The 26,984-nt window shown below is 66.7% G+C and carries 29 protein-coding genes; 24 read left to right on the top strand and 5 right to left on the bottom strand.

The annotated features are described in order from the left end of the window. Position 1: 1 nt before the first annotated feature. The 5 genes from ACSQ89_RS38610 to ACSQ89_RS38590 all read left to right on the top strand — a co-directional run bounded on the left by ACSQ89_RS38610 (position 2) and on the right by ACSQ89_RS38590 (position 3,486). Positions 2 to 856, top strand: a complete 855-nt coding sequence (locus ACSQ89_RS38610) for a VOC family protein (RefSeq protein WP_436297430.1) — start codon at positions 2 to 4, stop codon at positions 854 to 856. Further along, complete coding sequence (locus ACSQ89_RS38605) at positions 856 to 1,896, top strand: putative FMN-dependent luciferase-like monooxygenase (protein WP_436297429.1); 1,041 nt, start codon at positions 856 to 858, stop codon at positions 1,894 to 1,896. The genes ACSQ89_RS38610 and ACSQ89_RS38605 overlap by 1 nt, the downstream gene beginning before the upstream one ends. Beyond that, positions 1,893 to 2,519, top strand: coding sequence for a CMD domain protein (locus ACSQ89_RS38600; protein WP_436297428.1), 627 nt, complete (start codon positions 1,893 to 1,895; stop codon positions 2,517 to 2,519). Before ACSQ89_RS38605 ends, ACSQ89_RS38600 begins: the two co-directional genes overlap by 4 nt. Then, on the top strand, positions 2,516 to 3,124 hold the full coding sequence (locus tag ACSQ89_RS38595; protein ID WP_436297427.1) for an alkylhydroperoxidase domain protein: 609 nt from the start codon (positions 2,516 to 2,518) through the stop codon (positions 3,122 to 3,124). The genes ACSQ89_RS38600 and ACSQ89_RS38595 overlap by 4 nt, the downstream gene beginning before the upstream one ends. Before the next feature lie 110 nt (positions 3,125 to 3,234). After that, positions 3,235 to 3,486 (top strand): hypothetical protein, encoded by a 252-nt coding sequence (locus ACSQ89_RS38590; protein ID WP_436297426.1) that lies wholly within the window; start codon positions 3,235 to 3,237, stop codon positions 3,484 to 3,486. 546 nt (positions 3,487 to 4,032) lie between these two features. Here the strand turns inward: ACSQ89_RS38590 and ACSQ89_RS38585 are convergent. Continuing rightward, complete coding sequence (locus ACSQ89_RS38585; protein ID WP_436297425.1) at positions 4,033 to 4,329, bottom strand: hypothetical protein; 297 nt, start codon at positions 4,327 to 4,329, stop codon at positions 4,033 to 4,035. Between the two features lie 162 nt (positions 4,330 to 4,491). On the opposite strand from ACSQ89_RS38585, the gene ACSQ89_RS38580 reads away from it, so the two are divergent. Genes ACSQ89_RS38580 through ACSQ89_RS38565 form a run of 4 tightly spaced genes read left to right on the top strand, consistent with a single transcriptional unit; the run spans position 4,492 to position 9,498 of the window. Further along, positions 4,492 to 5,652: a mandelate racemase/muconate lactonizing enzyme family protein gene (locus ACSQ89_RS38580; RefSeq protein WP_436297424.1), complete on the top strand. Its 1,161-nt coding sequence runs from the start codon at positions 4,492 to 4,494 to the stop codon at positions 5,650 to 5,652. A 35-nt stretch (positions 5,653 to 5,687) separates the two neighbouring features. Continuing rightward, positions 5,688 to 6,827 (top strand): M24 family metallopeptidase, encoded by a 1,140-nt coding sequence (locus tag ACSQ89_RS38575; RefSeq protein ID WP_436297423.1) that lies wholly within the window; start codon positions 5,688 to 5,690, stop codon positions 6,825 to 6,827. A gap of 35 nt (positions 6,828 to 6,862) precedes the next feature. Continuing rightward, positions 6,863 to 8,302 carry an amidohydrolase family protein gene (locus ACSQ89_RS38570; protein ID WP_436297422.1) on the top strand — a complete coding sequence of 480 codons (1,440 nt, stop codon included), beginning with the start codon at positions 6,863 to 6,865 and terminating at the stop codon, positions 8,300 to 8,302. Further along, complete coding sequence (locus ACSQ89_RS38565; RefSeq protein ID WP_436297421.1) at positions 8,302 to 9,498, top strand: amidohydrolase family protein; 1,197 nt, start codon at positions 8,302 to 8,304, stop codon at positions 9,496 to 9,498. The genes ACSQ89_RS38570 and ACSQ89_RS38565 overlap by 1 nt, the downstream gene beginning before the upstream one ends. On the opposite strand, the gene ACSQ89_RS38560 is transcribed toward ACSQ89_RS38565, so the two are convergent. From ACSQ89_RS38560 to ACSQ89_RS38550, 3 genes are read right to left on the bottom strand one after another with little or no spacing between them, the layout of a single operon-like run. Further along, the gene (locus ACSQ89_RS38560; RefSeq protein ID WP_436297420.1) at positions 9,463 to 10,500 is read right to left on the bottom strand and encodes a CobW family GTP-binding protein; all 1,038 of its coding nucleotides are present in this window, start codon (positions 10,498 to 10,500) and stop codon (positions 9,463 to 9,465) included. The genes ACSQ89_RS38565 and ACSQ89_RS38560 overlap by 36 nt on opposite strands. A gap of 2 nt (positions 10,501 to 10,502) precedes the next feature. Continuing rightward, positions 10,503 to 10,973 carry a RidA family protein gene (locus ACSQ89_RS38555; RefSeq protein ID WP_436297419.1) on the bottom strand — a complete coding sequence of 157 codons (471 nt, stop codon included), beginning with the start codon at positions 10,971 to 10,973 and terminating at the stop codon, positions 10,503 to 10,505. A 26-nt stretch (positions 10,974 to 10,999) separates the two neighbouring features. After that, entirely contained in the window at positions 11,000 to 11,746 is a 747-nt protein-coding gene (locus tag ACSQ89_RS38550; protein WP_436297417.1) for a GntR family transcriptional regulator, read from the bottom strand. A gap of 227 nt (positions 11,747 to 11,973) precedes the next feature. Here ACSQ89_RS38550 and ACSQ89_RS38545 point away from each other — a divergent pair, with 227 nt between their 5' ends. From ACSQ89_RS38545 to ACSQ89_RS38490, 12 genes are all read left to right on the top strand, one after another. Next, positions 11,974 to 12,921 carry an ABC transporter substrate-binding protein gene (locus ACSQ89_RS38545; protein ID WP_436297416.1) on the top strand — a complete coding sequence of 316 codons (948 nt, stop codon included), beginning with the start codon at positions 11,974 to 11,976 and terminating at the stop codon, positions 12,919 to 12,921. A gap of 19 nt (positions 12,922 to 12,940) precedes the next feature. Then, entirely contained in the window at positions 12,941 to 13,765 is an 825-nt protein-coding gene (locus tag ACSQ89_RS38540; RefSeq protein WP_436297415.1) for an ABC transporter permease, read from the top strand. Between the two features lie 60 nt (positions 13,766 to 13,825). Beyond that, positions 13,826 to 14,614: an ABC transporter ATP-binding protein gene (locus tag ACSQ89_RS38535; RefSeq protein WP_436297414.1), complete on the top strand. Its 789-nt coding sequence runs from the start codon at positions 13,826 to 13,828 to the stop codon at positions 14,612 to 14,614. Positions 14,615 to 14,622: 8 nt separating this feature from the next. After that, positions 14,623 to 15,711 (top strand): NAD/NADP octopine/nopaline dehydrogenase family protein, encoded by a 1,089-nt coding sequence (locus ACSQ89_RS38530; RefSeq protein ID WP_436297413.1) that lies wholly within the window; start codon positions 14,623 to 14,625, stop codon positions 15,709 to 15,711. After that, positions 15,708 to 16,598, top strand: coding sequence for a dipicolinate synthase subunit DpsA (locus ACSQ89_RS38525; protein ID WP_436297412.1), 891 nt, complete (start codon positions 15,708 to 15,710; stop codon positions 16,596 to 16,598). Before ACSQ89_RS38530 ends, ACSQ89_RS38525 begins: the two co-directional genes overlap by 4 nt. Next, positions 16,595 to 17,944, top strand: a complete 1,350-nt coding sequence (locus ACSQ89_RS38520) for a dihydroorotase (RefSeq protein WP_436297411.1) — start codon at positions 16,595 to 16,597, stop codon at positions 17,942 to 17,944. Before ACSQ89_RS38525 ends, ACSQ89_RS38520 begins: the two co-directional genes overlap by 4 nt. Before the next feature lie 15 nt (positions 17,945 to 17,959). Beyond that, complete coding sequence (locus ACSQ89_RS38515; RefSeq protein WP_436297410.1) at positions 17,960 to 18,640, top strand: hypothetical protein; 681 nt, start codon at positions 17,960 to 17,962, stop codon at positions 18,638 to 18,640. 1 nt (position 18,641) lies between these two features. Continuing rightward, a complete protein-coding gene (locus ACSQ89_RS38510; protein WP_309974565.1) occupies positions 18,642 to 18,836 on the top strand; it encodes a 2-hydroxymuconate tautomerase in 195 nt (64 codons plus the stop codon). Further along, positions 18,836 to 19,825 carry an isochorismatase family protein gene (locus ACSQ89_RS38505; protein ID WP_436297409.1) on the top strand — a complete coding sequence of 330 codons (990 nt, stop codon included), beginning with the start codon at positions 18,836 to 18,838 and terminating at the stop codon, positions 19,823 to 19,825. The genes ACSQ89_RS38510 and ACSQ89_RS38505 overlap by 1 nt, the downstream gene beginning before the upstream one ends. 108 nt (positions 19,826 to 19,933) lie before the next feature. Beyond that, positions 19,934 to 21,064, top strand: a complete 1,131-nt coding sequence (locus tag ACSQ89_RS38500; RefSeq protein WP_436297408.1) for a Re/Si-specific NAD(P)(+) transhydrogenase subunit alpha — start codon at positions 19,934 to 19,936, stop codon at positions 21,062 to 21,064. A gap of 72 nt (positions 21,065 to 21,136) precedes the next feature. Beyond that, on the top strand, positions 21,137 to 21,463 hold the full coding sequence (locus tag ACSQ89_RS38495; protein WP_286664638.1) for an NAD(P) transhydrogenase subunit alpha: 327 nt from the start codon (positions 21,137 to 21,139) through the stop codon (positions 21,461 to 21,463). Then, positions 21,460 to 22,884, top strand: a complete 1,425-nt coding sequence (locus ACSQ89_RS38490) for an NAD(P)(+) transhydrogenase (Re/Si-specific) subunit beta (RefSeq protein ID WP_436297407.1) — start codon at positions 21,460 to 21,462, stop codon at positions 22,882 to 22,884. The genes ACSQ89_RS38495 and ACSQ89_RS38490 overlap by 4 nt, the downstream gene beginning before the upstream one ends. A gap of 62 nt (positions 22,885 to 22,946) precedes the next feature. On the opposite strand, the gene ACSQ89_RS38485 is transcribed toward ACSQ89_RS38490, so the two are convergent. After that, positions 22,947 to 23,900: a LysR family transcriptional regulator gene (locus tag ACSQ89_RS38485; RefSeq protein WP_436297406.1), complete on the bottom strand. Its 954-nt coding sequence runs from the start codon at positions 23,898 to 23,900 to the stop codon at positions 22,947 to 22,949. Positions 23,901 to 23,974: 74 nt separating this feature from the next. On the opposite strand from ACSQ89_RS38485, the gene ACSQ89_RS38480 reads away from it, so the two are divergent. From ACSQ89_RS38480 to ACSQ89_RS38470, 3 genes are read left to right on the top strand one after another with little or no spacing between them, the layout of a single operon-like run. After that, a complete protein-coding gene (locus ACSQ89_RS38480) occupies positions 23,975 to 24,643 on the top strand; it encodes an RraA family protein (RefSeq protein ID WP_436297405.1) in 669 nt (222 codons plus the stop codon). Then, positions 24,640 to 26,022, top strand: a complete 1,383-nt coding sequence (locus tag ACSQ89_RS38475; RefSeq protein ID WP_436297404.1) for an amidase — start codon at positions 24,640 to 24,642, stop codon at positions 26,020 to 26,022. Before ACSQ89_RS38480 ends, ACSQ89_RS38475 begins: the two co-directional genes overlap by 4 nt. Further along, on the top strand, positions 26,015 to 26,971 hold the full coding sequence (locus ACSQ89_RS38470) for a Bug family tripartite tricarboxylate transporter substrate binding protein (protein WP_436297403.1): 957 nt from the start codon (positions 26,015 to 26,017) through the stop codon (positions 26,969 to 26,971). The genes ACSQ89_RS38475 and ACSQ89_RS38470 overlap by 8 nt, the downstream gene beginning before the upstream one ends. The last annotated feature ends 13 nt before the right edge of the window (positions 26,972 to 26,984 follow it).

The raw sequence follows: 26,984 nt of genomic DNA, 5'->3' as shown, positions 1-26,984 counted from the left end.
CATGCCGCTTTCGCTCGACCACATCGTCATCGCCGTCTACGACCTGGAGGCCACCATCGCCGACTACACAGCGCTCGGCTTCAACGTCCAGCGCGGCGGCGACCATCCGGGGCGCAGCACGCACAACGCGCTGGTCGTGTTCGCGGACGGCAGCTACTTCGAACTGATCGCCTGGAAGACGCCCGCACCGGACGAGCGCTGGTGGCAGCTGCTGCAGCGCCACGGCGAAGGCATCGTCGACTTCGCGCTGCTGCCCGAGAGCACCGCGCGCACGGTGACCGAGGCCGCGGCGCGCGGCCTGGCGCTCGATGGTCCGCTCGACGGCGGGCGCGTGCGCCCCGACGGCGAGCACCTGCGCTGGCAGACCGCGCGGCCGCCGTCGCCGGACCTGCCCTTTCTCTGCGGCGATCTCACGCCGCGCGCACTGCGCGTGCCCGAGGGCGAAGCGCGCGTGCATCCCAACGGCACCACCGGCGTCGCCAGTCTCGCGCTGGCGGTGCGCGACCTCGACGCCACGCTGGCACGCTACCGCGCCTTGCTCGGCGCACCGGAAGGCGCGGGCGCGACGCAGGTGGGCGGCGTGGTGAGCCTGCCCGGGGGCCGCACGCGGCTCGCACTGGTCACGCTGGGCGGCAGCACGCTGGTGCTGTCGTCGTCGCGCGCAGGTCGCCGCGCCGAAGAGGGGGACGCGCTTGCCCAGCGGCTCGCGCTGCGCGGCGACGGGCCGTACGCGCTCGTGCTGCGTGCGGATGCCTCGGAAGATCGCGCGGCGCCCGACCTCGCGCTCACCCACGGCGCCAGCATCGAGTTCGACGGCTTCCCCGCGCCCTCACGCCAGCCCGCGCGCACATCGTGATGACGGCGATCCGGCGCCTCGGCTTCTTCAGCCGCCTTCTCGACGACGCTCCCGCCGCCGAACGCTATCGGCTGGTGGCCGAGCAGATCGCGCACGCCGAGGCCAACGGCTTCGATTCGGCGTGGGTGGCGCAGCACCACTTCCACGAAGCGGAAGGCGGCCTGCCGTCGCCTTTCGTCTTCCTCGCGCACGTGGCGGCACGGACGCGGCGCATCCGGCTCGGCACCGGCGTCGTGACGCTGCCGCTCGAGAACGCAGTGCGCGTGGCCGAGGATGCCGTCGTGTTGGACCTGCTCTCGGGCGGCAGGCTGGAGTTCGGCGTGGGCACCGGCGGCACGCCCTCGTCCTTCGCGGCCTTTGGCCTGGCCAGCGAGGATCGCGCCGAGGTGTTCGCGCGCCACCTGGCGCAGGTGCGGGAAGCGTGGGCGGGCCGTGCGCTCGCTGGCGGCGATCGGCTCTACCCGGCCTCGCCACAACTGCTCGACAGGATCTGGCAGGCGACCTTCTCCGTCGCGGGCGGCGCGCGCGCCGGTCTGGCGGGCGATGGACTGATGCTGTCGCGCACGCAGCCGCGGCCGGCCGATACGCCGCACGCCTCGCTCTCCGAACTTCAGCGCCCGATCGTCGAGGCGTACCTCGAGAAGCTGCCCGCGGGGCGCGCGCCGCGCATCATGGGCTCGCGCTCGGTGTTCGTGGCCGACGACCGGCAGCAGGCATTGCGCCTCGCCGAGCAGGGCCTGCGTCGCAGCGTCGCGCGGCTGGGCGATCCGAGCCGGCCGGGACCCGACGCGACGCTGCGCGAGCTCATCGAAGGCTACGACGTGCACGTCGGCACCCCGGGCGACGTCATCGCATCGCTGCAGGCCGACAGCACGCTCGCGCAGGTGACCGACATGGTGTTCCAGGTGCATTCGGTCGATCCGCCGCACCCGCTCATCCTGCGCTCCATCGAGCTGGTCGCCACAAAAGTGGCGCCGGCGCTTGGCTGGCGCGCCGCCGCCGACCCCCTTCGCGACCCCACACCGGAGACCATCGCATGACCGCATCCCACGCACCGGACGTGATCGACAAGCTCGCGGGCCTCGCGCCCGGACACCCGCTCCAGGGCGTTCGCGCGCAGCGCGCTCAGGCGCGCGACCAGAGCCAGGAAAGCTACCGGACGCTGTTCGAACCGGCCTCGCCGCCCGCCGGCGATTTCACACTGGCGGAGCGCTTCGCGGTCGCCACCTTCGTGGCGGCGCTGCACGGGCCGGGGCCGGCGGTCGATTTCTATGCCGGCGGTCTCGCGGGCCACGGCGCCGCGCAGGCGCTGGTCGATGCGCTTGTGGGCGAGGCGGCCTTGGGCGCTGCTTCCGGCCCCTACGGCCGCTTTCCGGCGGGGCCGTTGAGTGCGGAAGACGCGCCGGGGCCGATCTACCGCGTCAGCGATGCCGCCCGCGCGGTGCTCGGCGACCGGCTCGCTGCCGCGCTGTTGCATGCGCACCTGCTGCTCTTCCATCCGCGCGATGCGAGCGCGCCGGACCTGGCGGCGCTGCTGGACGCCGGATGGTCGCCGACGGACATCGTCACGCTGTCGCAGCTCGTCGCCTTCCTCGGCTACCAGATCCGCGCCGCGGCCGGGCTGCAGGCACTCGCGTCGTCGCCGAGGGCCGTCCAGTCATGAGCCATTCCACCTTGAGCCATCCCGGCAACGTGCCGCCCGCCGCCTTCACGCAGGAGGAGCTCGAATGGCTGCCATGGCTGCCGCCGTTGCCCGAAGCCGAGCTGACCGACCGGCATCGCGCGGGCCTCGTCGACGCCTCGCGCGCGAAGTCGCCTTACTTCATGCTGCTCGCGCGCGACCCGGACATCCTCGGCGCGCGCACGCGCACCGACAAGGACATCTTCTACAACCCCGACGGCGGCTTGCCGCGCCCGGAACGCGAGCTCGCGGCCGCGGCGACCTCGCGGTACAACGGCTGCATCTACTGCGCGTCGGTCCATGCGCGATTCGCCTCGCACTTCTCGCACCGGACCGACGACGTGCAGCGCCTGCTCGACGAAGGCGTCGGCGCACGAATCGACGAACGATGGGACGCCATCGTGGCGGCATCGGTGGCACTGACGTCGACACCGATCGCGTTCGGACCCGAGCACGTCGAGCGCTTGCGCACGGCGGGGCTGGACGATCTTGCGATCGTGGACGTCGTCCAGAGTGCGGCCTTCTTCAACTGGGCCAACCGCCTGATGCTGTCGCTTGGCGAGCCGTCGCGCGGTCGTCTCAGTTGAGCCGCTGGCCGCCGGCTGCGTCGAAGAGGTGGCTTCGGCGGCCACTGGCCAGAGCGCCAGCCGGTCATCCGGACGCACGCCGATGCGGCGCGGAACGCGGCCATGACCGGATGGCCGGCCCGGAGCAGCGCGACCTGTGCTTCGGCGCCGGTGGGCTCAACGACGATCACGTCGGTCGAAAACTCTCGGCTGGATCGACCTTCAGGCGCCCGGCGGCCGCGGCAGCCTTGCGCCGCAAACCGTTATTCGCCACCTTCGCTGTCGCCAAGGCCGGACCGCGTTCACTCAGCCAGAATCCGGCGCGCAAGTTCGGGTCGCAGGGCATTCACGTCGCGCACGGTCATTTACGGCCGAGTTGCTGATAGCGACGACTGGCAGGCCTGTACGAGTTCAAAAGCAAGGCGATCACCGCGTTTGCCGAGTCCCTTCAAGAAGAATTGCGACATTACAAAATCGCTCCCACAGAGGGTGGGGCAGCAAGCCTTGTTATGAATGAAAGGGCCTTCCCCGTCCCGACTAAGCCGCTGCGTGTTGGGGCTGCCGGCAACTAAGTGCCACGATGGGGTTGCGAAGCGTCGCCGCGCGCTGAGCGCGTCCATCGTCGAGGGAATCACACCCAGCACCTGAGCTGCGCAGATTTCTCGCGAGCGCGGTGTGCGAGGCGACTGTCCGAACGCGATCGCGATCGGCGCGTCCCGATGCTTGAGCTGACGTTGCTCTCATGGGTTTGGGCGATGGCGCTTGGGACGCTGCTCGCACTCGAGCGCATGACAACAAGGCGGTGGGTCCAGTCCGTTATCACGGCTGGCGGAATATCGAGAAACAGCGCAGGGCAGTGTCTTGCCTCCAGGTGCTGCCCTCGACCTGAAGCTCTCGCACCATGATAGGACGGTGCTGCCCGTTCACTACTATCCCGCCTCCTCCTGCAAGTTGCGCTCGAATCGTTCCAGCAGCGTGTGCATGTCTTTGCGCGCGCGCGTGAATTCACCGGAGGCGCCGCGAGCAGTGAGGTCGCGCTCGTAGTCCGAGCGGGAATCGAACACGCATTCCCAACGCACGTCGGGGCCCGTGCCTTCGATCTTTTTAAAGATGCGGCCCGCCGGCAACCCGAGTCGCGCCCGGATTTCGCTGGCGCGCCGCCGCTGCGCCAGAACTGCATCGGCTTGGCCGGGCAACGCGTAGTAGTTGGTGATCTCGATGATCATGATGGGCCTCCTTGCCCGGGCGCAAGCCGTCTTCTACCGTGCCGCGCACTTGCGTAGATGGGGCTATTGACAATCACACTATTTGATCACACACTGTGATCACAGTAAAGATTTGGCAGATGGGCTGCCGGACCTGAGTGATGTATGTGAGGAGTTCCATCGATGCCAACGATCCAGTCCATAGAGACGCTGCTAGTCCAGCTTCCGACGCGGCGGGAGCACAAGTGGACTGGTCTGACCGAGTCCATCGGTCGCTACCTGCTGACCCGCATGGTCGATAGCGATGGCCGCATCGGCTGGGGCGAGGCGCCGGCGCTGAAGGACTGGGGCGGCGAGTTCGGCCGCTACTTCGGCGAGTCGACGTCGATCGCGAAGATGGTGATCGAGAAGTACCTCGCGCCCGCCCTGATTGGCGTCGAGCTCGGCAACTTCGCGGAGATGCATGCGCGCATGGATGCGGTGATCCGCGGATATCCCTATGCCAAGGCCGCGGTCGAGTTCGCCGCCTATGACGTCACAGGCCGCTGGCTCGGCCTGCCCGTGCACATGCTGCTCGGCGGCAAGGCGCGCTCGCGCATCATGGTGACCCATTCAATCGGACTGATCCCGATTGCCGAGGCCGAGAAGGAGGTGGCGCAGGTTGCGTCTGAAGGCATCAAGACGATCAAGATCAAGATCGGCGTCGACGCGAAGCGCGACATCGACATGGTGCGCACTGTCCGCGCAGCGGTGGGTGACGACGTCGAGCTGTGCGTGGACGCCAACGAAGGCTATCGCACGCCGGGCGAGGCCATCGCCACGGTGCGTGCGATGGAGCCATACCGGCTCAAGTACGTCGAGCAGCCGGTGATGGGCATCGAGCGCATCGCCGAGGTTGCGCGTGCGATCGACCAGCCGGTGATGGCCGACGAATCGGCCTGGAACGCGCACGACGTGATCCAGATCAGCGAACAGCGCGCGGCACAGATCGTGTCCATCTACAGCACCAAGCCAGGCGGGCTATACAAAGCGATGGAAGTAGCGGCCGTGTGCCGTGCGGCCGGGATCATCTGCAACGTCAATGGCTCTGTGGAGACCGGGGTCGGCAACCTCGCCAACATCCACCTGGCCGCCGCTGCGCCGGCTGCGACGCTGTCTTGCGTGGTCCCTGTGTCGACGCCGGCCGAATGGCAGAAGGGCCAGATCGGCGGCATCTACTACCGCGACGACCTCATCGTCGCACCGATGAACCTGGTCGATGGCGGCATCGAAGTGCCGACCGCGCCCGGCATGGGCATCGATGTCGACCTCGCCAAGATTGAGAAGTACACCGTCCGCGACTGAGGTCGCTGTCAACATACATCCACGGAAGGTTTCAGATGCGCAAAGCAATCATCGAGCGGCAGGTCAGGGCGATCGCCGAGCACAAGCTCGACGCCATGGTGTCGTGCTCCCCCGAGAACTACGCCTATGCAACCGGCTTCGTCGTCCCGTCGCAGCCGTTGATCAGGCATCGTCATGCGATGGCGATCGTCACGGCCGACGGCAGGACGGAATTGTTCTCGGTCGACATGGAAGCCAGCACGGTGAAGCGCCGTGCACCGGATGTGCCGACGCGCATCTGGGCCGAGTTCACCGATGATGCGATGGTCGTGCTGGCCGACCAGCTGAGCAGGCTCGGACTCGCGCGCGGCCGCATCGGCATCGAGATGGACTACTTGCCTGCAGGCGACCTCGCACGGCTGCAGAAGGCGCTGCCCGACGCGCGCTTCGAGCACTGCGAGCAGATCCTCGCGCGGCTGCGCCAGATCAAGACGCCGGAGGAGATCGCCTTGCTGCGCCGCCTGTCGCGCATCGCTGATCAGGCGATCACCGACGCGCTCGCGTCGGTCAAGGCCGGCGACTCGGAGATGGACATCGCCGGGCATCTGACGCGCAACGTCTATGCGCTGGGGGCCGAGCACTTCAAGCTGATGATCATCGCGACCGGCGAGCGCAGTGTGCTGCCGAACGTCGGCCCCAGCGAGCGCAGGCTCAAGCCGCGCGACGTCTGCCGGGTCGAGATCTTCTCCGTGATCGACGGCTATCAGGCGGGCGTGTGTCGCACCGCGGTCGTGCACGAGGCGCCACCGAAGGCCGAAGCCATCTGGCAGCATCTGGTGGACTGCAAGTACCAGATCATGCAGATGGTCAAGCCAGGCGCCAGCTGCCGTGCCATCTACGACGCCTTCATTGCCAAGCTGTCCGAGATGGACCTGCCGCCGATCTCGTTCGTCGGCCACGGCATCGGCCTGCATCTGCACGAAGATCCCTACCTGGGCAAGACGCCCGTCCTGGGCCGACCTGGAAGCGACGCGGTGATCGAAGAGGGCATGGTGCTCGGCTTCGAGCCGCTGTGCTATGAAACGGGTCACGGCTTCGGCATGCAGAACAAGGACATGCTCCTGGTCACGGCCAATGGTTGCGAGCTGCTGTCCGACTACGCGAACACCGACAAGCTGCTGGTCGTCGAGGGCTGAGCGGCGGCCCGACAATTCAACCTGGAAAGACTTTCATGCGCACGCTCATCGAGCACCTTGAATTCGCATTCCTCGTCGACGCCAACGACACGGTGGTGCGCGACGCCAGTATCCTGGTCGACAACGATCGCATCGCCGACATCGGCCCTGCCGCGGAAGTCGCGGCGCGACATCGCGGCGAGCACTTCGACCGCGTGATGGACGGCCGCATGCTCGGCATCTGCCCAGGCTTCGTCGACAGCCACGTCCATCTGTCCGAGACCCTTTCGCGCGCCGTGTTCCCTGACAACCTGAACACGCGGGCCTGGGTCTTCCACTGGGCCAAGCCCTTCTATGCGCACATCACCGAGGAAGACGAGTACTGGGGAGCCTTGCTCGGCATCACTGAGATGCTTCGCAACGGCACCACCTGCTTCATCGACATGGGCTCGCAGTACGACCCCGGCATCACGGTGCGGGCAATGGAGAAGACCGGCATCCGCGGCATCACCGGCCGCCATGCAGCGGACAACCCGCCGCCCGAGCTGCCGCGCGGCTGGACCGAGGAGATGGCGCGGCACCACTTCTTTCCGAGCGCGGAAGCGGCGCTCGAGGAGCTGGAAGCCTGCGTGCGCAAGTACGACGGCGCGCTCGACGGCCGCGTGCGCTGCTGGGTCAACATCGAAGGCAAGGAGCCTTGCACGCTGGAGCTCCATGTCGGCGCGCAGAAACTTGCAGAGCGGCTCGGTGTCGGCACCACCTACCACCTGGCGACCTCCATCGAGGAGGCGAAGGTCTGCGAGGAAAAGTATGGTTGCTGGCCGATCACGCGAATCGACCGCGCGGGCGGTATCGGCTCCAACCTGGTCATTGCGCACGGAGCAGCCGTCAGCGACGAGGAAGTGAAGCTCCTTGCGAGCCGCGGCGCCAAGGTCGCGTTCTGCCCGTGCTCATCGTTCAAGCTCGGCAAGGGCGCGACGGCAATCGGCAAGTATCCCGAGATGGTCGCCGCCGGTGTCACCGTCGGGCTCGGCACCGATGGCGTGTCGGCGGCCGGCAACATGAACCTGATGCGCCAGATGCTGATCGTCGCCGGCATGTTCAAGGATGCGCGCATGAAGCCCGACGTGTTCACGGCCCGGCAGGCCCTGAGGGCAGCCACCATCGACGGCGCGAAGGCAGCAATGTGGGACCACGAGATCGGTTCGCTCGAGATCGGGAAGAAGGCCGACTTCATCCTTTTCGACCTCGACCACATCGAATGGACGCCGTTCCACGACCCGCTGCAGGCACTGGTTTTCTCGGCATCGACCGCGTCTATCTCGCAAACCTGGGTCGATGGCAAGACGCTTTACAGCGAGGGCAAGGTGCATGGGGTCGACGAGCCGGCGCTGCGCCGCAAGGCGCGAGAACTGGCCGCCGCCGCGGTGCAGCGCGCCGGCCTGCACGACGAGAACGTCGAAACAACGACCACGCTGTACGACAACGGCAACTGATGCGGGTCATCCGGTCCGTCGCGCTCATCGATCGAGCGGGCAGCTTCGACCTGGCGCTGGAGGGCGAGCGCGTGCGCGCCATCTCGGCCGTCGCTGACGCGGCACCGCCGCGCTGGTTGGCCATGCCGTCGCTCGTCAACCTGCATGCGCATGCCAACCGCGCGTATGCGGCGCCGGCGCAGCGTCCGCTGTCGCTCGGCGATGCGGTGTTGTCTGCGAAGCGCGAGCGCGCCAGCGCCACTGTCGAGGACATCCAATCGCGCGCCACGCGGCTGATGCGCCGATCGATCGCGCATGGCGTCTCGTCGCTGCGCACGCACACCGACATCGACGCCATCACCGGCATGCGCGCGATCGAGGGGGTGCTGGCGGCCGCGGCGGAGTTGCGCCCGTTGCTCGACGTTGAGGTCGTAGCCTTCGCGAGTGCGGCGGCCGACCCCTGCCACCCCGGGACGCAGGCGCTTTTCGTCGAGGCGGTCGGACGTGGCGCTTCGCTGATCGGCGCCGTGCCGGCGCTCTGCGCCAATCCGGCGGCGGCCCTGGAGGCGCTGCTCGACGCGGCGCTCGCGCTGGGCGTGCCGCTTGACGTTCACCTTGATGAACACCTCGACGCGCCGAAGGCGCTGATCCACCAACTGGTGGACGGAACCGTGGTGCGTGGCCTGCAGGGCCGCGTCACGGTCAGCCATGCCTGCGTGCTCTCAGTGTTGCCACGCGACGATGTCCGTCGGCTGCTGGACCGAATGGCGTCAGCGCGCATCGTGCTGGTGGTGCTGCCTGAGCTGAATCTCTATCTGCAGGCACGCAGCGAGGGTGCACCGGGCGTTCGTGGGCTGGCGCCCGTCGCCGAGGCGCTGAAGGCGGGTGTCGCGGTGCGCTTCGGCACCGACAATGTCAGGGACTGGTTCTTTCCGTTCGGCGATGGCGACATGCTAGAGACCGGCTTCGTGGGCGCGATGGCCTCTCACGTCGATGCCCCGGAGGAGCTCAGCTCGCTGATCTGCGGCGGGCGTCGGCGCATCGAGGTCGGGGACGTAGCGGATCTGTTGCTGGTGCCGGCCTCGTCCTTCGATGATGCGCTCGCAAGGCGCCCCACCGGGCGCGTGCTGCTGCGGCGGGGAAGGGAAGTCGACGTCGCGGTCGACGCGACCGCGTCGCTCTCAGGCCAGGCTGGTCTCGTAGACGCTGCGAATTGAGTTCTCGATCGCGCGCTGCGTCAGGTCGCTTGCGATGAAGACGATCCAGCCCGGCCGTGCCGACGCGTCCGGCCACGCCGGCAGGCGCTCGATCGGGTAGAGCACATGCTGCACGCCCTGCACGACCACGGGCCGCGCATCGTCGGTCACCGCCAGCAGTCCCTTCACGCGCAGGATCGAATCGCCGCGGCTGGCGAGCAGCAGCTCGAGCCATTCGACGAAGGAAGGCCATTCGACCGGCTGTTGCAACGACACCGTGAAGGTCTTGATGGCGTCGTCGTGGGCGTGCGCATGGGACATCGCCGGCGCCCCGGCGGCGGAATGAAGGATCGGTCCGAGCTGGGCAGGGACGGGAGCGCGCCATTGCGCGTCGGCCTCCCTGAGGATCTCGGCGGCGGGCAGTTGCGCCTTGCCCGAGACGAGCAGGCACGCCGACGGATTCATGGCGCGCAGCTTGTCGCCCAGCGCGTCGGATTCGGACTCTCCGACCAGGTCGGACTTCGTCAGGATCAGCCGGTCTGCCGTGGCCAGCTGCTGCCTGGCCTCGCGATGCCGTCCCAGCGTCTGCTCGCCGTTGATGGCGTCCACTGTCGTGATCACCTGACCGAGACGGAACCACGGCACGAGGGTCGCCTCGCTCAGAATAGCCTGCATGATCGGCGCCGGGTCGGCCAGCCCCGTGGTCTCGACGACGACACGGGCAAAGGCAGGAATCTTGCCGGCGCGCATCAGCGCGTGCAGTTCGGCCAGCGTCGACACCAGATCGTCGCGGACCGAGCAGCACATGCAGCCCGAGCTCAGCAGCACGACGTCCTCGGCGACCTCGCGCACCAGCAGGTGGTCGAGTCCGACCTCGCCGAATTCGTTAATGACCACCGCCGTGTCCGCCAGGCAGGGGTCGGCCAACAGATGGCGCAGCAGCGTGGTCTTGCCGCTGCCGAGGAAGCCGGTCAGCACATGAATCGGTACACGGCCGTCAACCATGGTCGCGGCGTGATCCATCGTCAGGCCAGTTCAAAGATGGCATCGACCTCAACCGCGACATTGCGCGGCAGCGAATTGCAGCCGACCGCGGCGCGCGCATGCCGGCCTGCATCGCCGAACACCTCGACCATCAGGTCGGAGGCGCCGTTGATCACCTTGGGATGGTCGCCGAACTCGGGCGTGGCGTTGACGAAACCGCCGAGGCGCACGCAGCCTGCGACGCCATCGAGACTGCCGCCCAGGGCGGTGCGCAGCTGGGCCAGGATGTTGATTCCGCACAGGCGCGCGGCCTTCTGTGCATCCTCGATCGAGACGTCCTGGCCGACCTTGCCCACGTACTGGTCCTTGCCACCGGCAGTCGGGACCTGGCCTGCGATGTATACCAGCGAGCCGCTCTTGCGGGCCGGCACATAGTTGGCGGCGGGGGCGACTGCCTTCGGCAGTTCGATGCCGAGCTTGGCCAAGCGTGCTTCGTGTCCGTGCGTTGTCATTCTCTGGTGTCCTTGGGAGTGAAGGTTCAACTGCCGAAATAGAGGTCGTCGAGCGGGGCGGAGAGCAGGTCGTCGGCGTTCGGCTCGCTGAGGGCGGGCGCGAGCGTGCTCCCCGTGGTGCGAATGTCGCGCAGCACGCCTTGCCTGACCATGGCGGGCTTCTTGGTGCGCAGGCCGTCGAGGATCTCGACGTGCGCGGAAGCGTCCCAAGGCGTGCTCGGGGACAACAGCGACAAGTACATGGTCGGGCCGAACTGGAGCCACAACGATTCGATCAGCGGCATAACCACTTCGGTGCCTGACGCCTCATACAGCGTGAAATGGAAGCGCTGGTTCGAGGACAGGCAGCCGAGCAGATTGCGCTTTGCGATCGCCTCGAGCAACTCGTCGTTGATGGCGCTGAGTGTGCTCAGCAATGCCGGAGGGCAATTGCGGCACGCCATCTCCGCTGCCATGCCTTCGATCAGCTCCCGCACCGCGAAAAGCTCCTTCAGTTTCTTGGGCGTCAATCTCGGTACGCGAACGGATCCGCTGGCGGTAGCCTCCAGCGCATTGATCACGACCAGCCGTGCCAACGCGTCTCGGACCGGCATCGGACTGGTGCCGAAGCTGCTCGCGAGCTTGCGCAGGCTCATCACCTGACCGGGAACGAAAGCACCGACCATGAGGCCGCGGCGAATGCGCTGGAAGACCTCCTCGGGGACGCTGCCGCGCGCGCGTTTGCTTGGGGCCTCCAAGGCGCGCTGTTCAAGGCGTTCGGCGATCTGTTCCATGTGACTCTCTCTTGCTTGCCGTGATGCGGGTTAACCCGATTGTGCGTGATTATAGGTGTGATCACACTCTGTGATCAAGACGAGTTTACATCTAAGCCAGTCGAACCCTAAGCCCCCCGGGCTGCGAGGGCAAGGGCTGATTCTTCAAACCTCAACGTCACGGGCGGTATTCCATGCGACTCCTGCGATCCGGCATTTCCTTGAGCTCCCACCTCAGAACGGCTGCCTTGGCAGCCCTCCTGGTCTCGGCTCCCACCGCGTGGGCAACGGACCCGGTCAACGTTCGCTTCAGCTGGAAGCTCAAGGGTGAGTACGCTCACCTCTATCTGGCGCAGGAGCAAGGCGTTTACGCGTCGAAGAACCTGGCTGTTCGCATGGGCGAGGGAGCGGGGGCGCCAGCGGCGCTGGGGGCCTTGCTGCAAGGACAGGAAGACGTGGTGGTGATGCCCGCGATCTTCGCGGTCTCTGCCATCCAGAAGGGCATGCCTGTCAAGATCGTCGCGCTCTACCATCCCCGCACGCCGGTCGTGCTGGTCTCGCAGCCCGACAAGCCGGTCGCGCAACCGAAGGATTTGGAAGGCAAGACGGTCGCACACTCAGTGGGCGAAACGGGAACCTCCTACTTGGCGGTCTTCTGCTCGGTCAACGGCATCGATTGCACGAAGGTCAAGAAGGTGCAGATGGATGCGCAGTCGCGTGTGCCGCAGTTCCTGCAGAAGCAGGTCGACGCGGTGAGCCTCTATCGCACCAGCGATTTGCCGGTGCTCGAAGCCAAGGTCGGCACCAAGTTCACGATCCTGGACCTGGCGCAGAACGGCCTTGCAATCCCTGGTCTCGCTGCGGTCTCGAGTAATGCGGCGATCGCCAAGCGGCCCGACGTTCTGCGGCGCTACCTGGCAGCGGTCAACGAAGGCATCGCCGTGACGCGCAAGGACCCTAAGGCCGCCGCGGCAGCATTGATGAAGGCCTGGCAGGGCAGCCCGCCGCAGGAGGTCGTGGAAGCGCAGGTGCGCGCGACGATGGACGCGATCCCGTCCGTTCCCGGAAAGCCGGTCGGATGGATCGATGCCAAGGCCATCTCGCAGGCGCTGGATCTTCTCAAGACGGACGAAGCGATCGGGACACCCAAGCCCGTCGAGACCTTCTTCACCAACGACCTGCTGCCTGCCCAGTGAACCAAGCGAAGGTCAATGCATGACTCAACTCAAACACTCCCAAGCCGTTCCGATGCCCACTGCGCGCGAGCCCAAGAAGAAAGCCGCCAGCGGCAGCTTCACAGAGCGCTACGCGTCCGTGCTGCTCGCCGCGGCCATCCTGCTCGCCTGGCAGTTCGCGGTCCCCTTGCTGGGCCTGTCGGAATTCGTGCTTCCGACGCCGCTGGCGATCGGCAAGCGGATGGTGACGGATTTCGATCTCCTGGCCGCCCATTCGTACATCACGCTGCTCGAAGTGCTCGCGGGCTTCCTGGCCGGCGTGCTCATCGGCATACCCCTGGCGCTGGCAATTTTCTATTCGAAGGCCTTCGAACGCGCGGTCTATCCGCTGCTCGTGGCGCTACAGACGGTGCCGAAAATCGCGCTGGCACCTCTCCTGGTGCTGTACCTCGGCTATGGCTGGTGGCCCAAGATCAGCCTGGCGTTCCTGATCTCATTCTTTCCCATCGTGATCTCGACCGTGGTCGGCCTCCAGTCCCTCGACAAGGGCTTGGTCAACATGGTGCGCTCGATGGGATCCAGCGAATGGCAGACCTTCTTCAAGGTCAGGTTGCCCGCGGCCTTGCCGAGCATCTTCGGGGGCCTGAAGGTGGCCATCTCCCTGGCCGTGATCGGCGCCATCATCGGCGAGTACATCGCCGCGGAACGCGGGCTGGGCTATCTGCAGCTGCAAGCCAACTCACAGTTCGACACGACGCTGAACTTCGCCACTGTCGTCACCATCTCCCTGCTCGGTGTGCTGCTCTATTTCGTTCTGGCGCTGATCGAGTCCAAGGTTTCCTATCAACGCGAAAGTGCCAAATGACGAAACGCGACGCCGTGACATCCACGCGGGCCGTGCGCCTCGCGCAATCGGAGGGACGCCATGAGTAATGCAGCCAACGTGCGGATCGAGGGCGTGTCCAAGACCTATGAAGTGCGCGCCGGCGAAGACGTGAAGGCGCTTGACAGGGTCGACCTCGACATCGCCCCGGGCAGCTTCGTGGCCATCGTCGGGCCCAGCGGTTGCGGCAAGAGCACGCTGCTGTCGCTGCTGGCCGGCTTGACCCCCGTGTCCTCGGGTCGCCTGCGCATCGACGGCGACGAGGTCGTCAAGCCGCATCCGAAGGCGGGCGTGGTTTTTCAGTCGGACCTGCTGCTGCCGTGGCGAAGCATCATCGACAACGTGCTCCTGCCCGTTGAGATCAAGGGGCTGGATCGCGCGGCCAGCGCCAGCCGCGCCCGCGAGCTGCTTGCCCAGGTGGGCCTGCAGGGCTTCGACAACAAGTTCCCATTCGAACTCTCTGGCGGCATGCGCCAACGGGTGGCCATCTGCCGCGCCCTGATCCAGGAGCCGGGGCTGCTGCTGATGGACGAGCCCTTCGGCGCGCTCGACGCATTGACGCGCGAGCAGATGATCATGGATCTGCAGACCATGTGGCTGCGGCTGCGCAACACCGTGCTGTTCATCACGCACGGCATCGACGAGGCGGTGTTCCTCGCGGACCGCGTCATCGTCATGTCCCCGCGGCCCGGTCGCGTGGATCTCGACCTGGCCATCGATATCCCGCGCCCGCGCCGCTGGAGCGGCATCCACGAGAACCCCGCCTTCCAGCACCACGTGCGCCAGGTGCGGGAGATGTTCGAATCCAAGGGCGTTCTGGTCGCTCACTGAGGTACAGCATGAAAGTTTCGATTCTGGGCGCCGGCGCCGGCGGCGCCGCGGCCGTGGCCGAGCTCACGCAGGCCGGCCATGACGTGGTTCTGTGGAACCGATCTTCCGAAACGCTCGCGCCCTTTCAGGCGCTGCAGGGCGTTCGCCACGACGGCGTGCTCGGCTCGGGAATCGCACGTCCGCGCCTGATCACCGCCGACCTGAAGGCCGCGATCCAAGGCGCCGATGTTGCGGTCGTGACGCTGCCGACCTTTTCTCACGCGCCGGTCGCGCGCGCTTTGGCCGCCGCGGGCTGGCCGGCGAACCGGCCGGTCGTGCTCAACCCGGGCCACACCGGCGGTGCGCTGGAGTTCGCCCATGCCTGGCGCGAAGTGCGGGCCGACCTGCCGCCGATCGCCGAGTTCTCCACCCTGACCTACGTGGCGCGCAAGTACCAGGCGGACAGCGTGACCGTCACCGGACGTGCACGCCAGGTGCGTGCGGCCGCATTGCCGGGCGGGGATGCGGCATTGGCCGCCGCCTGCGCGCTGTTCCCGGGAGCCTCGCCCGTCGGTGACGTGCTCGCCTCCGCGCTCGCCAACGCCAATCTCGTTCTACATCCGCCGGGCGCGGTGCTCGCGGCCGCGTGGGTCGAGGCGACGCAAGGCGATTTCACCTTCTACGTCCAGGCCATGACGCCCGGCGTGTCGCGCACGATGCGCGCTCTCGACGACGAACGGCTCGCGGTCGCCGCCGCCTTTGGCCATCAGCTGCCCAACCTGATCGAGGAAATGAAGCTGATCGGAACGGTCGAATCCTCGGTCGGCGATACGCAAGACTTCATGGCCGCGATCGCGGGCGGCGAAGCGAACAAGCGCATCAAGGGCCCCGACTCGCTCCAGCACCGGTATTACCGCGAGGACTTCGGGCATGGCCTGCTGCCGTTCCTGGAACTCGCGGCCATCGCCGGCGTCGCCACGCCGGTAGCGCGATCGCTCTTCACGCTGGCGCAAGCGCTGGTCGGCATCGACTACGCCAAGGGCGGGCGCACCGCTGAGGCGATGGGGATCGAAGGAATGTCCAGAAACGAACTTCTACAACATGTGAGGCAGCCATGAACTGGGATCAAGTCGTCATCGCGATCGTCGGCGGCGATCGCCGAGAACAGGAGATCGCGCGCTGCGCAGTGGCCGCGGGGGCGCAGGTGCGTGCCTACGGCTTCCCGTGGCCCGAACAGGGCATCGCAGGGGTTCGGCATACGGCCAATGCGCGCGAAGCGCTGGAAGGTGCCGATATCGCGCTCTTCCCGATTCCCGGCATCGCGCCCGACGGCGCGCTGTTCGCGCCCCAGTGCGCGGAACGCATCATTCCCGACAGCGCGACGCTCGGCGGCATGCGCCGCCCGGGCCACATCGTTCTGGGCTGGGCCGACGCCAAGCTCAAGGCGCACTGTGAGGCCATCGGCATCACGCTGCATGAGTACGAGTGGGACGAGGATCTGATGCTGCTGCGCGGGCCGGCGATCGTCGAAGGGATGCTCAAGGTGCTGATCGAGAACACCGACATCACGATCCACAAGGCCAAGGTGTGCCTGGTGGGGCAGGGCACCATCGGCTCATTGGTCACGCACACCTTGCTGGCGCTCGGCGCCCGCGTCCACGTCGCGGCGCGCAATGCCGTGCAGCGCGCCGCGGCGCATGCCGCCGGCGCTGAGTCGCACGAGCTGCCCGCGCTGGCGGACGTGCTGCCCGACACGGACATCGTGATTGCGAGCGTGCCGGCGCGCGTGCTCGGGCGCGAGCTGCTCGAGAAGCTGCCCCCGCACGCCCTGCTGGTCGATCTGGCCGCGCCTCCAGGGGGCATCGACCGCGATGCAGCGCAGGAACTGGGCCTCAAGTTCGTCTGGGCGCGCGGTCTCGGCGCGCGAGCGCCCATCACCGTGGGCCGCAGCCAATGGAGTGGCGTGCGACGCCGCATCGACGACATCCTGAAGGGAATCCAATGAGCCAAGCCGACCTGGTGATTCGCAACGCACGCGTGGTGCGGCACGACGGGGAATTTCACGGCGGTGTGGCCGTGAAGGACGGAAAGATCATCCTGACGGGCGCCGACAGCGCCCTGCCCAGGGGCCATCGCGAGATCGACGCCGGTGGTCGCGTGCTGATGCCAGGCCTCATCGACCCGCACTGCCATCTCGGAGTCAAGTACCCCTATGCCGAAGACATGCGCACGGAGATGGCCGCCGCGGCTTCGGGCGGCGTGACCACGGCGCTGCTGTATATCCGCAACCTGAAGCCTTCCTATCTGCCGTTCTACGAGGAGCGCAAGGCGGTCGGCGAAGAGAACTCGATCATCGACTTCGGGTTCCACTTCGGCATTCAGCGCGAAGAGCACATCGCGGAGATCCCCGAAATCGTCGCCAAGACCGGGGTGCGCTCGTTCAAGTGCTACTTCGGCTACGAGCCCGACAACCCGATCGGCATCGTTCCGGCGACCGACGGTTGGGTGTACGCAGCGATGCGCATCCTGGCGAAGATTCCCGGCGGCGTGATCAACGTCCACTGCGAGAACACGCAGATTGCTTCGTGGCTCAAGAACGAGATCAAGGCGACGGGTCGGCAGGACCTGGGCGCCTACACCGAATCACGCCCCGCCTTCTGCGAGGTCGAGACGATCCGCCGCATGATCTTCCTGGCCGAGCGCACGGGTTGCTCGCTGCACCTGGTGCACACATCCGTCGGCATGGGGCCGGTGCTCGCCGCCGAGGCGCAGGCCCGTGGCGTGCACGTCACCGTCGAGACCTGCCAGCACTACCTCACGCGCACGGCCTACGACAGCGACCTCGACATGCGCGCGAAGATCTCACCACCGCTGCGCGACAAGGAGGAACAGGAAGGCCTCTGGCGTGGCGTCCTGAACGGCTCCGTCTACAGCCTGGGCACGGACCACGTCCCGTTCCTGCCAAAGAAGCTGGAAGACCTCTGGAGCGAACTGCCCGGCGTGGTGTCCTTCCCCTGGGAGCTTTCGCTGATGCTGCACTTCGGGGTCCATCAGCGCGGTCTGTCGTTGTCGCGGCTGGTGCAGCTCAATTCCGCCAACCCGGCGCGCCGCTTCGGCCTCTGGCCGCGCAAGGGCAACATCGAGGTCGGCTTCGATGCCGACATGGTGCTGGTCGACCTCGACGAGGAGCGCACGGTCCGGCACACGGGCAAGGGCACCTGCATCTACGAGGGCTGGAAGCTCAAGGGCTGGCCCGTGCTCACCGTGGCCCGAGGCGCAGTCCTCTTCGAGAACGGCGCGGTCGACGAGAGCCACTTCGGGCGAGGACGCTGTCTCTCGGTCCCCGCCTGATCGCGCGGGCACGACATGGAAACCGGACTTGATACGCCGATGAGGGGCAGCGCGGCGCCGGCCGCGCGCAGCCTGGGCGAGCGCATCGACGCGCTGCACGCCGCGGCGCGCGAGCTCGCGCAGCGCCCGCGGCGTCCGCGACGGGAACTTCTGTCGGGTATGCACAACCCCTGGGGCCACGGGTCCGCGCTGGTCGATCCCTGGCTGCTGCTGGACCTCTGCGAAGACCCGGAAATCCTGGACTGCGTCGAAGCCCTCATCGGCCCCGACATCGTCCTGTGGGACACGGAGCTGTACCTGGAGGCAGCGGCCTACCAGCGCTTCGTCAGGGAAGGGCGGGAGGGCCGCTACTGGCCGGCGATGCCGCTGCAGGGCGCGGTGGTGCTGGTGCCGGCGGCCAGTGCCGCGCGGCCCCCGACCTGCATGGACCTTGCACAGATGACACGCGAGGGCTTGCCGGCGCTGGATCCGCTGTCGCCGCTCTATGTGCTGCGCTACATGCCGGCGACGAGCCACTTCGTGCGCGACGGCCGCGCGCTCGCCAACTGGGTGGCGATGGAGGAGCAGCCACTCATCAACTACACAACCCGTCCGCTCTGGCTCATGCGTGGCGAGGATAGGGCCGGCAGTGATTTCGTCACGGGCTTTTCGCCGCCGGTGCCGCGCTGGGCCGGCAATCAACCCAAGGAGAAATGACATGCCATTCGTGATCGTCGAAATGTGGCAGGGCCGCACCGTCGAGCAGAAGCGCAATCTGGTCAAGGCCATCACGCAGGCCATGGTCGACCATGCGGGCTGCAAGCCCGACCACCTGCACGTGGTAATCCACGACACGCCCAAGGACAGCTGGGGACGCGATGGCGTGCTCGGCATCGACATGAAGGAAAACTGATGACTCTCGACACTCTCGATCCGCGCAGCTCGGCCCTGTTGGTCATCGACCTGCAGAACGCATTCATCCATGACAAGGGCACCCTCGGCATCTCGGGCGTCGACACGAAGCGCCTCTCGGCGATCGTGCCGACGCTCGCCGAGTTGATCCCGCGCTGCCAGGCCGCGGGCATCCCGGTGATCTGGACCGTGCAGGAACACTTCGCGGTCGATGCGAGCCGGGCCCGCAAGAAGCTGGCCGGCCACACGTCTCGGCGCAAACAGGTTTCCGCGCTCGCGGGCAGCTGGGACGAGGAGATCGTCGAGGAGCTCAAGCCGCTCGCCGCGGTCAACCCGGCCTACGTGATCCGCAAGCACCGCTTCGGCGCCTTCTACGAGACGCGCCTGGAGATGATGCTGAAGATGCTGGGCACCCGGACCCTGTTCGTGGCCGGAACGACCACGAATGCCTGTGTGGAGACCAGCATCCGCGAGGCCTATCTGCGCGACTACGACGTGGTGGCGCTCGATGATTGCATCTCCGGCGTCAATGGCGAATGGGAAGCGACGGCCAAGGAGGTCTGGAAGCAGTACTTCTGCGAGATCTCCGATTCGAAGGAGATGCGCGCGTGGATCGATGCGCAGTCGGCCCCGCGCACGCTCGGCTTCGGCCACATGCTGCTGATGGTGCAGGACGTGCCGCGTTCGGTGGGCTTCTATGTCGACCAGCTCGGCTTTTCGATCCGGCCGGCCAAGCCGCTCGCCGACGGCAGGCCGTTCACCGCCTTCCATCAAGGAGTGGCCATCGTCGGAGGGCGTGCACCTTCGCATCGGCAGATCGATCACATCGCGTTCGAGGTCAACGACGTGCGCGCGCTGCGCGACAAGCTGAAGAAGTCCGATGTCGAGTTCCAGCAGGACCTGCATGACGGGCCCTACGGCCTGACGATCTACGTGACCGATCCCGACGGCACGCGCGTCGAGCTGTACCAGGTCGGCGCAACCGCCTGAGCGGTCGCCACGCGCACGCCCGCAGTCGCGGGCTCTTTTCGATAGGCGACGTACGGCCGTGAAGTGCCGTGCATCGCCGTGTCCGAACACAATCCGAGGGGGACATCCATGCTGATAGGCGTGCCGGCCGAAACTGCGCCAGGCGAAACCCGAGTGGCCGTCACTGCGGAGACGGCCAAGAAGCTCGTTGCACAGGGCCACACCGTGCGCATCCAGTCCGGCGCCGGTGTGGTGGCCAGCATCACCGATGCGGCCTACCAGGCCGCCGGTGCGGAGATCGCCGACGGCAACGGCGCCTTCGGCGCCGACATCGTGCTCAAGGTGCGCGCGCCCAGCGATGCCGAGGCGGCGCTCATGAAACCCGGCACCGTCGTCATCGGCATGCTCAACCCCTTCGATGGCGCTGTGCTGCAAAGGCTTGCGACGGCCGGCCTCACCGGCTTCGCACTCGAAGCCGCGCCGCGCACCACGCGGGCGCAGAGCATGGACGTGCTCTCCAGCCAGGCCAACATCGCCGGCTACAAGGCCGTCATGATCGCGGCCGACAAGTACCAGCGCTTCTTTCCGATGCTGATGACGGCCGCCGGCACCGTGAAGGCGGCGCGCATCGTGATCCTCGGCGTCGGCGTCGCCGGCCTGCAGGCCATCGCCACCGCCAAGCGGCTCGGGGCCGTCATCGAAGCGAGCGACGTGCGCCCAAGCGTCAAGGAGCAGGTCGAGTCGCTGGGTGCCAAGTTCATCGAAGTGTCATACGACACGGACGAGGAAAAAGAGGCCGCCGTCGGCGTCGGCGGCTACGCCAAGCCGATGCCCCAGAGCTGGCTCGATCGGCAGAAGATCGAGGTGGCCAAGCGCGTGGCCGCGGCCGACATCGTGATCAGCACCGCGCTGATCCCGGGACGCGCGGCGCCGACGCTCATCACCGAAGACATGGTCAAGTCGATGAAGCCGGGCTCGGTCATCGTCGACATCGCTGCCGGCAAGGGCCCTGACGGCGTGGGCGGCAACTGCCCGCTGTCCGAGGCCGACAAGACGGTGATCAAGCACGGCGTGACCATCGTCGGCGAGACCAACCTCGCGGGGCTGGTGGCCGCCGATGCCTCCTCGCTCTATGCGCGCAACGTGCTCGACTTCCTGAAGCTCATCGTCGGCAAGGAAGGCGCGCTCAACATCGACCTCGAAGACGACATCGTGGCCGCCTGCCTGATGAGCAAAGACGGTCAAGTCACGAAGAAATAACAATCCCCGTTCGGGCTGAGCCTGTCGAAGCCTTTCGACAAGCTCGGGGCGAACGGCCAATCTGGAGAAGCCATGGATCCCGTTTCCCACACCGTCATCAACCTGATCATCTTCGTGCTGGCCATCTACGTCGGCTACCACGTGGTCTGGACCGTCACGCCGGCGCTGCACACGCCGCTGATGGCCGTGACCAATGCGATCTCGGCGATCGTGATCGTCGGCGCCATGCTGGCGGCGGCGCTTACCGAGAGCGGCCTCGGCAAGACCATGGGCGTGCTGGCCGTGGCGCTGGCCGCGGTCAACGTCTTCGGCGGCTTCCTCGTCACGCGGCGAATGCTGGAGATGTTCAAGAAGAAGGACAAGAAGGCGCCCGCGGCCGACAAGGGGAATGCAGCATGAGCATGAATGTCGCCACGCTGCTGTACCTGATCGCGTCGGTCTGCTTCATTCAATCGCTCAAGGGCCTGTCCCACCCCACCACCTCCATTCGCGGCAACCTGTTCGGCATGGTCGGCATGGCCATCGCCATCCTGACCACCGCGGCGCTGATCGTGCAGATCTCCGACGGCAAGGCCATGGGCATGGCCTGGGTGCTCTTGGGCCTGGTGGCCGGCGGCGGCTACGGCGCCTACCGCGCCAAGACCGTCGAGATGACGCAGATGCCCGAGCTGGTCGCCTTCTTCCACAGCATGATCGGTATGGCCGCGGTCTTCATCGCCGTGGCGGCCGTGGTCGAGCCCTGGGCTTTCGGCATCGTTCCGAAGGGCCAGCTCATTCCCGCGGGCAACCGGCTCGAGCTCTTCCTCGGCGCGGCCATCGGCGCCATCACCTTCAGCGGCTCGGTCATCGCCTTCGGCAAGCTCTCGGGCAAGTACAAGTTCCGCCTGTTCCAGGGCGCACCGGTCCAGTTCAAGGGCCAGCACATGCTGAACCTGGCACTGGGCCTCTTGACCATCGCGCTCGGCCTGGTGTTCGTCTTCACCGAGAGCTGGACCGCCTTCTTCCTTATGGTGCTGCTGTCCTTCGTGATGGGCGTGCTGATCATCATCCCGATCGGCGGCGCCGACATGCCGGTGGTGGTCTCGATGCTCAACAGCTACTCGGGCTGGGCCGCGGCCGGCATCGGCTTCAGCCTCAACAACGCGATGCTGATCGTCGCCGGCTCGCTGGTGGGTTCCTCGGGTGCGATCCTGAGCTACATCATGTGCAAGGCGATGAACCGCTCGTTCTTCAACGTGATCCTGGGCGGCTTCGGCGGCGAGGCGGCAGCCGCGACAGGCGGCGCCAAGGAGCAGCGCCCGGTCAAGAGCGGCAGCGCCGACGACGCGGCCTACATGCTCTCGAATGCCGAGACCGTGATCATCGTGCCGGGCTACGGCCTGGCGGTGGCCCGGGCCCAGCATGCGGTCAACGAGCTGGCCGAGAAGCTCACCCACAAGGGCGTGACGGTGAAGTACGCGATCCATCCGGTGGCCGGACGCATGCCGGGCCACATGAACGTGCTGCTGGCCGAGGCCGAAGTGCCCTACGACCAGGTGTTCGAGATGGAAGACATCAACGGCGAGTTCGCGCAGGCCGACGTGGCGATCATCCTGGGCGCCAACGACGTGGTGAACCCGGCGGCGCTCACCAAGGGCACGCCGATCTACGGCATGCCGATCCTGGAGGCCTACAAGGCCAAGACGGTGATCGTGAACAAGCGTTCGATGGCTGCGGGTTATGCCGGTCTGGACAACGAGCTGTTCTACATGGATAAGACCATGATGGTCTTCGGCGACGCCAAGAAGGTGGTCGAAGACATGGGCAAGGCGATCGAATAGGGTCAAGTCCTGCCGCAATGCCCGCGTTGGGCTTTCCCTTGGTCGGAGCGCCCAGTGGGCTGTCAAGCGCGATCGCCGCCGTGGGACAACTCGTCGGCGTGAAAGAACCCTGCTTCTTGCAGGTTGCGCAGAGCAATATCCAGAATACGCGCCGTTGTCTCGCTGCGGTGATGCGCCAAGTACGAGAAGTAATAGGGCACGTTCGGCACCGCCGGCTTGGCGCGCAACACCTGCAAGGATTTTTCGGCGACCTGTCGGCGTGTGATCGATGCGGGCAGCATGGCGATCGCATGGCCGGAGGCGACTAGCGCCACCATCAGCGAGAGCGAGTTGCAACTGCTGTACTCCTCGAACGGATAGCCGTCGGAGGCCAGCCAGCGCGATGCCGATTCATGCAAGGTCGACGGCGGCGCATTGCAGACGATGCGGTGATTCAGGGCGTGGACCGGCAGGAAGTCACCCTCCGACATCATCAAGTCGTGGGCCGCCACCCACTGGTGCTGGGTCAGCCCGATGAACTGGCTTGTCACGTCGGGCTGGCTGCTTTGCCCCGTGTGCAGCGCAATGTCCAGTTCGTGGTTGTTGATCTTTTGCAGAAGTTGGGCGCCTGCGCCCACTGTCAGGTCCACGCGAAGCGCCGGATAGCTGTCCTTGATGTCCTTGAGGATCTGCGGCATCCCGACGATTGCGCAGGACTCATCCACCCCCATGCGCATCAAGCCTGTGATGGTGCGCCGCAGATCGAGCCGCGCCATGTCCTGCGCCGACGCCAGCACGCGCTCCGCATATACGAGCACATTGCGACCCAACTCCGTCACCAGCAGGCGCTGGTTCTGGCGCTCGAACAGCTGGATACCCAGTTCCTCCTCAAGGTCGCGAATGCGGTGCGAGATCGCGGGCTGGGTGAGATGCAAGTGGCGCGCCGCCGCATGCACCGTGCCGAGACGCGCGGTCCACACAAAAGCTTCCAGCTGGTGCAGCGTGAACCGCGTTGATAAAGAACCTGTATTAACCATCGTGAGAATTGATCAGTATCTGCGCCGCGTGTGTCTACCTACGATGGCCGTCATTCACAACGACGATATCCGAAATGACTGGCATCGAACTCGGGGAGTTGCCGCCGCCTTGCGCGCCGCAGCTGCTGACCCTTCTGAAGGAGGCCGAACCGGCCACCATCGGCCACTTTCACGACCGCGGCTTCCTGCATGGCCGCGTCAAAGCTATCACGGCGGTAAGACGCAGCGTCGGAACCGCCATCACCGTGCGCTGCGAGGGCTCGGATGGATCGATCCTGCATCATGCGCTGGGACAACTGCGGCCCGGGGATTTCCTGTTCGTCGACCGCGCGGGCGACGAGACGATTGCATGCATGGGGGGCGCCAGCGTCCTGGCCGCGCGTCTTCGCGGTGTCGCAGGCGTGGTCGTGGATGGCTGCGTCACGGATATCGCAGAGCTGCGCGAGCTCGGCGTGCCGGTGTGGGCCCGCGGCCTGAGCGCCCGCACCACGCGTGCCGTCGGGCAGTCGGGCAACTTCTGCCGCCCGGTGGAATGCGGGGGCGTGCGCGTGCATCCCGGCGACGCGGTGCTGGCTGACGAGAACGGCGTTCTGGTGATGACGCCCGACGAGGCGTGGGTCTTGGCCGACAAGGCCATTGGCCTTCAACAGGCCGAGCAACAAACGTTGGCACGGCTGCGCGCCGGCGAGTCCTATCCCCAAGTGCTGGGCACGCGACTTGGTCTTCAGGAGGTGGCGGCGTGACGAGCTCCCACCAGAATAAGCCGCCCGCCTTCGCGCCGATTGCGAAACTGTCACGTGCCTTGCAAACAGGGCAGATGAGTTCGGTGGCCCTCACGCAGGAGTGTCTTCGCCGCATTGCAGCGCATGACGTTGACTTCAGGAGCTTCCTGGCCGTTTACGAGGAAGAGGCCCTGGCGGCCGCGGAACAGGCCGACCAGGAGCTTCGCGCCGGCCGTGATCGGGGCTCACTACACGGCATCCCGGTAGCGCTGAAGGACCTGGTGAACATGCAAGGCAAGCCGACCACTGCAGGCTCCCCGCTGCTGTCGACCAACATCGCGCAGCAGGATGCAGGCATTGTCCAACGCATCGTCGACGCCGGCGGGGTGATCGTCGGCAAGACCCATCTGGTGCAGTTCGCACTGGGCGCCTGGGGCACCAATGCGCACATGGACACGCCACGCAACCCAGCCAGTCGCGGCACGGACACTCTGGTGGCAGGCGGCTCCAGCAGCGGATCGGCGGTGGCCGTGGCGGCCCACCTGGTACCGTGGGCAATCGGCTCCGACACCGGCGGTTCGGTTCGCGTGCCAGCGGCCTTCTGCGGCATCGTAGGCTTCAAGCCGACCATCGATGCGCTGCCGCGCACGGGCGTCTACCCGCTCAGCGAGAGCCTGGACAGCCTGGGCCTGCTTGCGTCGTCGGTGCAGGATGCCCGGCTGTGCTTCGAGGCGCTCGTCGGCGCCCCCATAGCGACCCCGGAAACTCGCCGCCGGATCGGTGTCCTGGAAGCGGACGAACTCGCGCCACTCGCACCGCCCATCGCGCGTTGCCACGCGCAGAGCCTGAAAAGGCTCGAGCAGGCGGGCTTCAGCCTGGTGCCGATGCGTTTTCCAGCGCCGCTGGCGGCGTTCAAGGAGGTCACCAACGCCATCATGATCGCCGAGGGCGCCTGGGTGAACCATCGGTTCCTGGATGACCCGGGCTTGCCGATGGATCCGTCCGTACGGCCGCGGCTTATCGCCGCCCGGGCGACCACGGCCGTGCAGTACCTCGAGGCCAGGGCCACCGCGGCGAGCTGGCAGCGGGCCTTCGCCGCTGAGATGGACCGACTGGGTCTGTCCGCCGTCGCCATGCCCGTCACGGCCATGACCGCGCCACGCATCGAAGACGTCGATCACAATCTCGCGCCGGTCCACTTCACCCGCCCGATCAACCTGCTAGCGCTGTGCGGCATCGCGCTGCCGGCCGGACAGGACGGCGATCAACGACCCATTGGACTGCAACTGGTCGCACGGGCGGGCGACGATCACGCGCTACTGAACGTTGCGTCCGAAGTTGCCGCCGCTCTACATCCTGATCCTGATCGCGCTCTGTCGCAGGAGCCTTGCCGTGCGTAGCAGGCTGCTCGCCGTCCTGCTGGCGTTCGTCGTGCCGTGCGCGGGCGCGCAGGACTATCCGCGGAAGCCAGTGCGCCTGGTCGTCCCGTTCCCACCGGGCGGCAGCGTCGACCTGGTCGCGCGCCTGGTTGGCAAAAGCCTGCAGGACGCCCTGAAGCAGCCCTTCGTGGTCGACAACAAGCCGGGCGCCTCCGGCAACGTCGGTGCCGCCTTCGTCGCCAAGGCCGCGCCCGACGGCTACACGCTCCTGGTCGGCAGCGCCGGCATCTTCGCCACCAACCAGTTCCTGTATGCCAATCCGCCCTTCGATCCCTTGCAGGCCTTCGCGCCCATCATGCGGATTGTCGACCAGCCCAACATTCTGGTCGTGGGCACGCAGTCGCCGGCGCGCAGCGTCAAGGAACTGATCGCGATGGCGAAGGCGCGTCCGGGGAAGCTGACCTTCGGTAGCGCCAGCATCGGCTCCGCCCAGCATTTCTCCACGGAGATCTTCATGCAGCAGGCGGGCGTCACGCTCCTGCATGTTCCATACAAGGGTGGCGCCCCAGCTCTCGTGGATCTCATGGGCGAGCAGATCGACATGCTGTTCGATACCTCGCCCACTGCCCTGCCTTACGCGAGGAGCGGCAAGCTGCGTGCGCTGGCCATTACCAGCGGCCAGCGTTCGCCGCTGCTTCCGGACGTCCCCACGATGAAGGAAGCGGGCTTGCCCGGTTTCGAGGTCGTCACCTGGACCGGCATCGCCGCACCGGCCGGCACGCCCCGTGCCGTGATCGACACGATCAACGCAGCGATCAAGGTCGCGCTGCGCGGCGAGCTGCGCCGGCAGCTGGAGGAGACCTCTCTCATTCCGGTCGGCGACTCGCCCGAAGCCTTCCGGGAATTCATCCGAAATGACGCGGACACCTACGCGCGCCTGGTGAAGGCCGCAAACATCACGCCCCAGTGACCCACTTGATTGG

The sequence above is a fragment of the Variovorax sp. LjRoot175 genome, from assembly GCF_964253805.1.
GTDB lineage: Bacteria > Pseudomonadota > Gammaproteobacteria > Burkholderiales > Burkholderiaceae_C > Variovorax.
This window is presented reverse-complemented; position numbering and strand designations above follow the sequence as displayed.

Coding starts and splice junctions, on each gene's coding strand:
- ACSQ89_RS38490 (WP_436297407.1), top strand. CDS start 21,460: ATGAGCATGAATGTCGCCACGCTGCTGTACCTGATCGCGTCGGTCTGC.
- ACSQ89_RS38610 (WP_436297430.1), top strand. CDS start 2: ATGCCGCTTTCGCTCGACCACATCGTCATCGCCGTCTACGACCTGGAG.
- ACSQ89_RS38480 (WP_436297405.1), top strand. CDS start 23,975: ATGACTGGCATCGAACTCGGGGAGTTGCCGCCGCCTTGCGCGCCGCAG.
- ACSQ89_RS38585 (WP_436297425.1), bottom strand. CDS start 4,329: ATGATCATCGAGATCACCAACTACTACGCGTTGCCCGGCCAAGCCGAT.
- ACSQ89_RS38540 (WP_436297415.1), top strand. CDS start 12,941: ATGACTCAACTCAAACACTCCCAAGCCGTTCCGATGCCCACTGCGCGC.
- ACSQ89_RS38595 (WP_436297427.1), top strand. CDS start 2,516: ATGAGCCATTCCACCTTGAGCCATCCCGGCAACGTGCCGCCCGCCGCC.
- ACSQ89_RS38590 (WP_436297426.1), top strand. CDS start 3,235: ATGGCCGGCCCGGAGCAGCGCGACCTGTGCTTCGGCGCCGGTGGGCTC.
- ACSQ89_RS38575 (WP_436297423.1), top strand. CDS start 5,688: ATGCGCAAAGCAATCATCGAGCGGCAGGTCAGGGCGATCGCCGAGCAC.
- ACSQ89_RS38515 (WP_436297410.1), top strand. CDS start 17,960: ATGGAAACCGGACTTGATACGCCGATGAGGGGCAGCGCGGCGCCGGCC.
- ACSQ89_RS38600 (WP_436297428.1), top strand. CDS start 1,893: ATGACCGCATCCCACGCACCGGACGTGATCGACAAGCTCGCGGGCCTC.
- ACSQ89_RS38505 (WP_436297409.1), top strand. CDS start 18,836: ATGACTCTCGACACTCTCGATCCGCGCAGCTCGGCCCTGTTGGTCATC.
- ACSQ89_RS38510 (WP_309974565.1), top strand. CDS start 18,642: ATGCCATTCGTGATCGTCGAAATGTGGCAGGGCCGCACCGTCGAGCAG.
- ACSQ89_RS38525 (WP_436297412.1), top strand. CDS start 15,708: ATGAACTGGGATCAAGTCGTCATCGCGATCGTCGGCGGCGATCGCCGA.
- ACSQ89_RS38500 (WP_436297408.1), top strand. CDS start 19,934: ATGCTGATAGGCGTGCCGGCCGAAACTGCGCCAGGCGAAACCCGAGTG.
- ACSQ89_RS38565 (WP_436297421.1), top strand. CDS start 8,302: ATGCGGGTCATCCGGTCCGTCGCGCTCATCGATCGAGCGGGCAGCTTC.
- ACSQ89_RS38605 (WP_436297429.1), top strand. CDS start 856: ATGACGGCGATCCGGCGCCTCGGCTTCTTCAGCCGCCTTCTCGACGAC.
- ACSQ89_RS38580 (WP_436297424.1), top strand. CDS start 4,492: ATGCCAACGATCCAGTCCATAGAGACGCTGCTAGTCCAGCTTCCGACG.
- ACSQ89_RS38555 (WP_436297419.1), bottom strand. CDS start 10,973: ATGACAACGCACGGACACGAAGCACGCTTGGCCAAGCTCGGCATCGAA.
- ACSQ89_RS38560 (WP_436297420.1), bottom strand. CDS start 10,500: ATGGATCACGCCGCGACCATGGTTGACGGCCGTGTACCGATTCATGTG.
- ACSQ89_RS38535 (WP_436297414.1), top strand. CDS start 13,826: ATGAGTAATGCAGCCAACGTGCGGATCGAGGGCGTGTCCAAGACCTAT.
- ACSQ89_RS38520 (WP_436297411.1), top strand. CDS start 16,595: ATGAGCCAAGCCGACCTGGTGATTCGCAACGCACGCGTGGTGCGGCAC.
- ACSQ89_RS38495 (WP_286664638.1), top strand. CDS start 21,137: ATGGATCCCGTTTCCCACACCGTCATCAACCTGATCATCTTCGTGCTG.
- ACSQ89_RS38530 (WP_436297413.1), top strand. CDS start 14,623: ATGAAAGTTTCGATTCTGGGCGCCGGCGCCGGCGGCGCCGCGGCCGTG.
- ACSQ89_RS38550 (WP_436297417.1), bottom strand. CDS start 11,746: ATGGAACAGATCGCCGAACGCCTTGAACAGCGCGCCTTGGAGGCCCCA.
- ACSQ89_RS38485 (WP_436297406.1), bottom strand. CDS start 23,900: ATGGTTAATACAGGTTCTTTATCAACGCGGTTCACGCTGCACCAGCTG.
- ACSQ89_RS38570 (WP_436297422.1), top strand. CDS start 6,863: ATGCGCACGCTCATCGAGCACCTTGAATTCGCATTCCTCGTCGACGCC.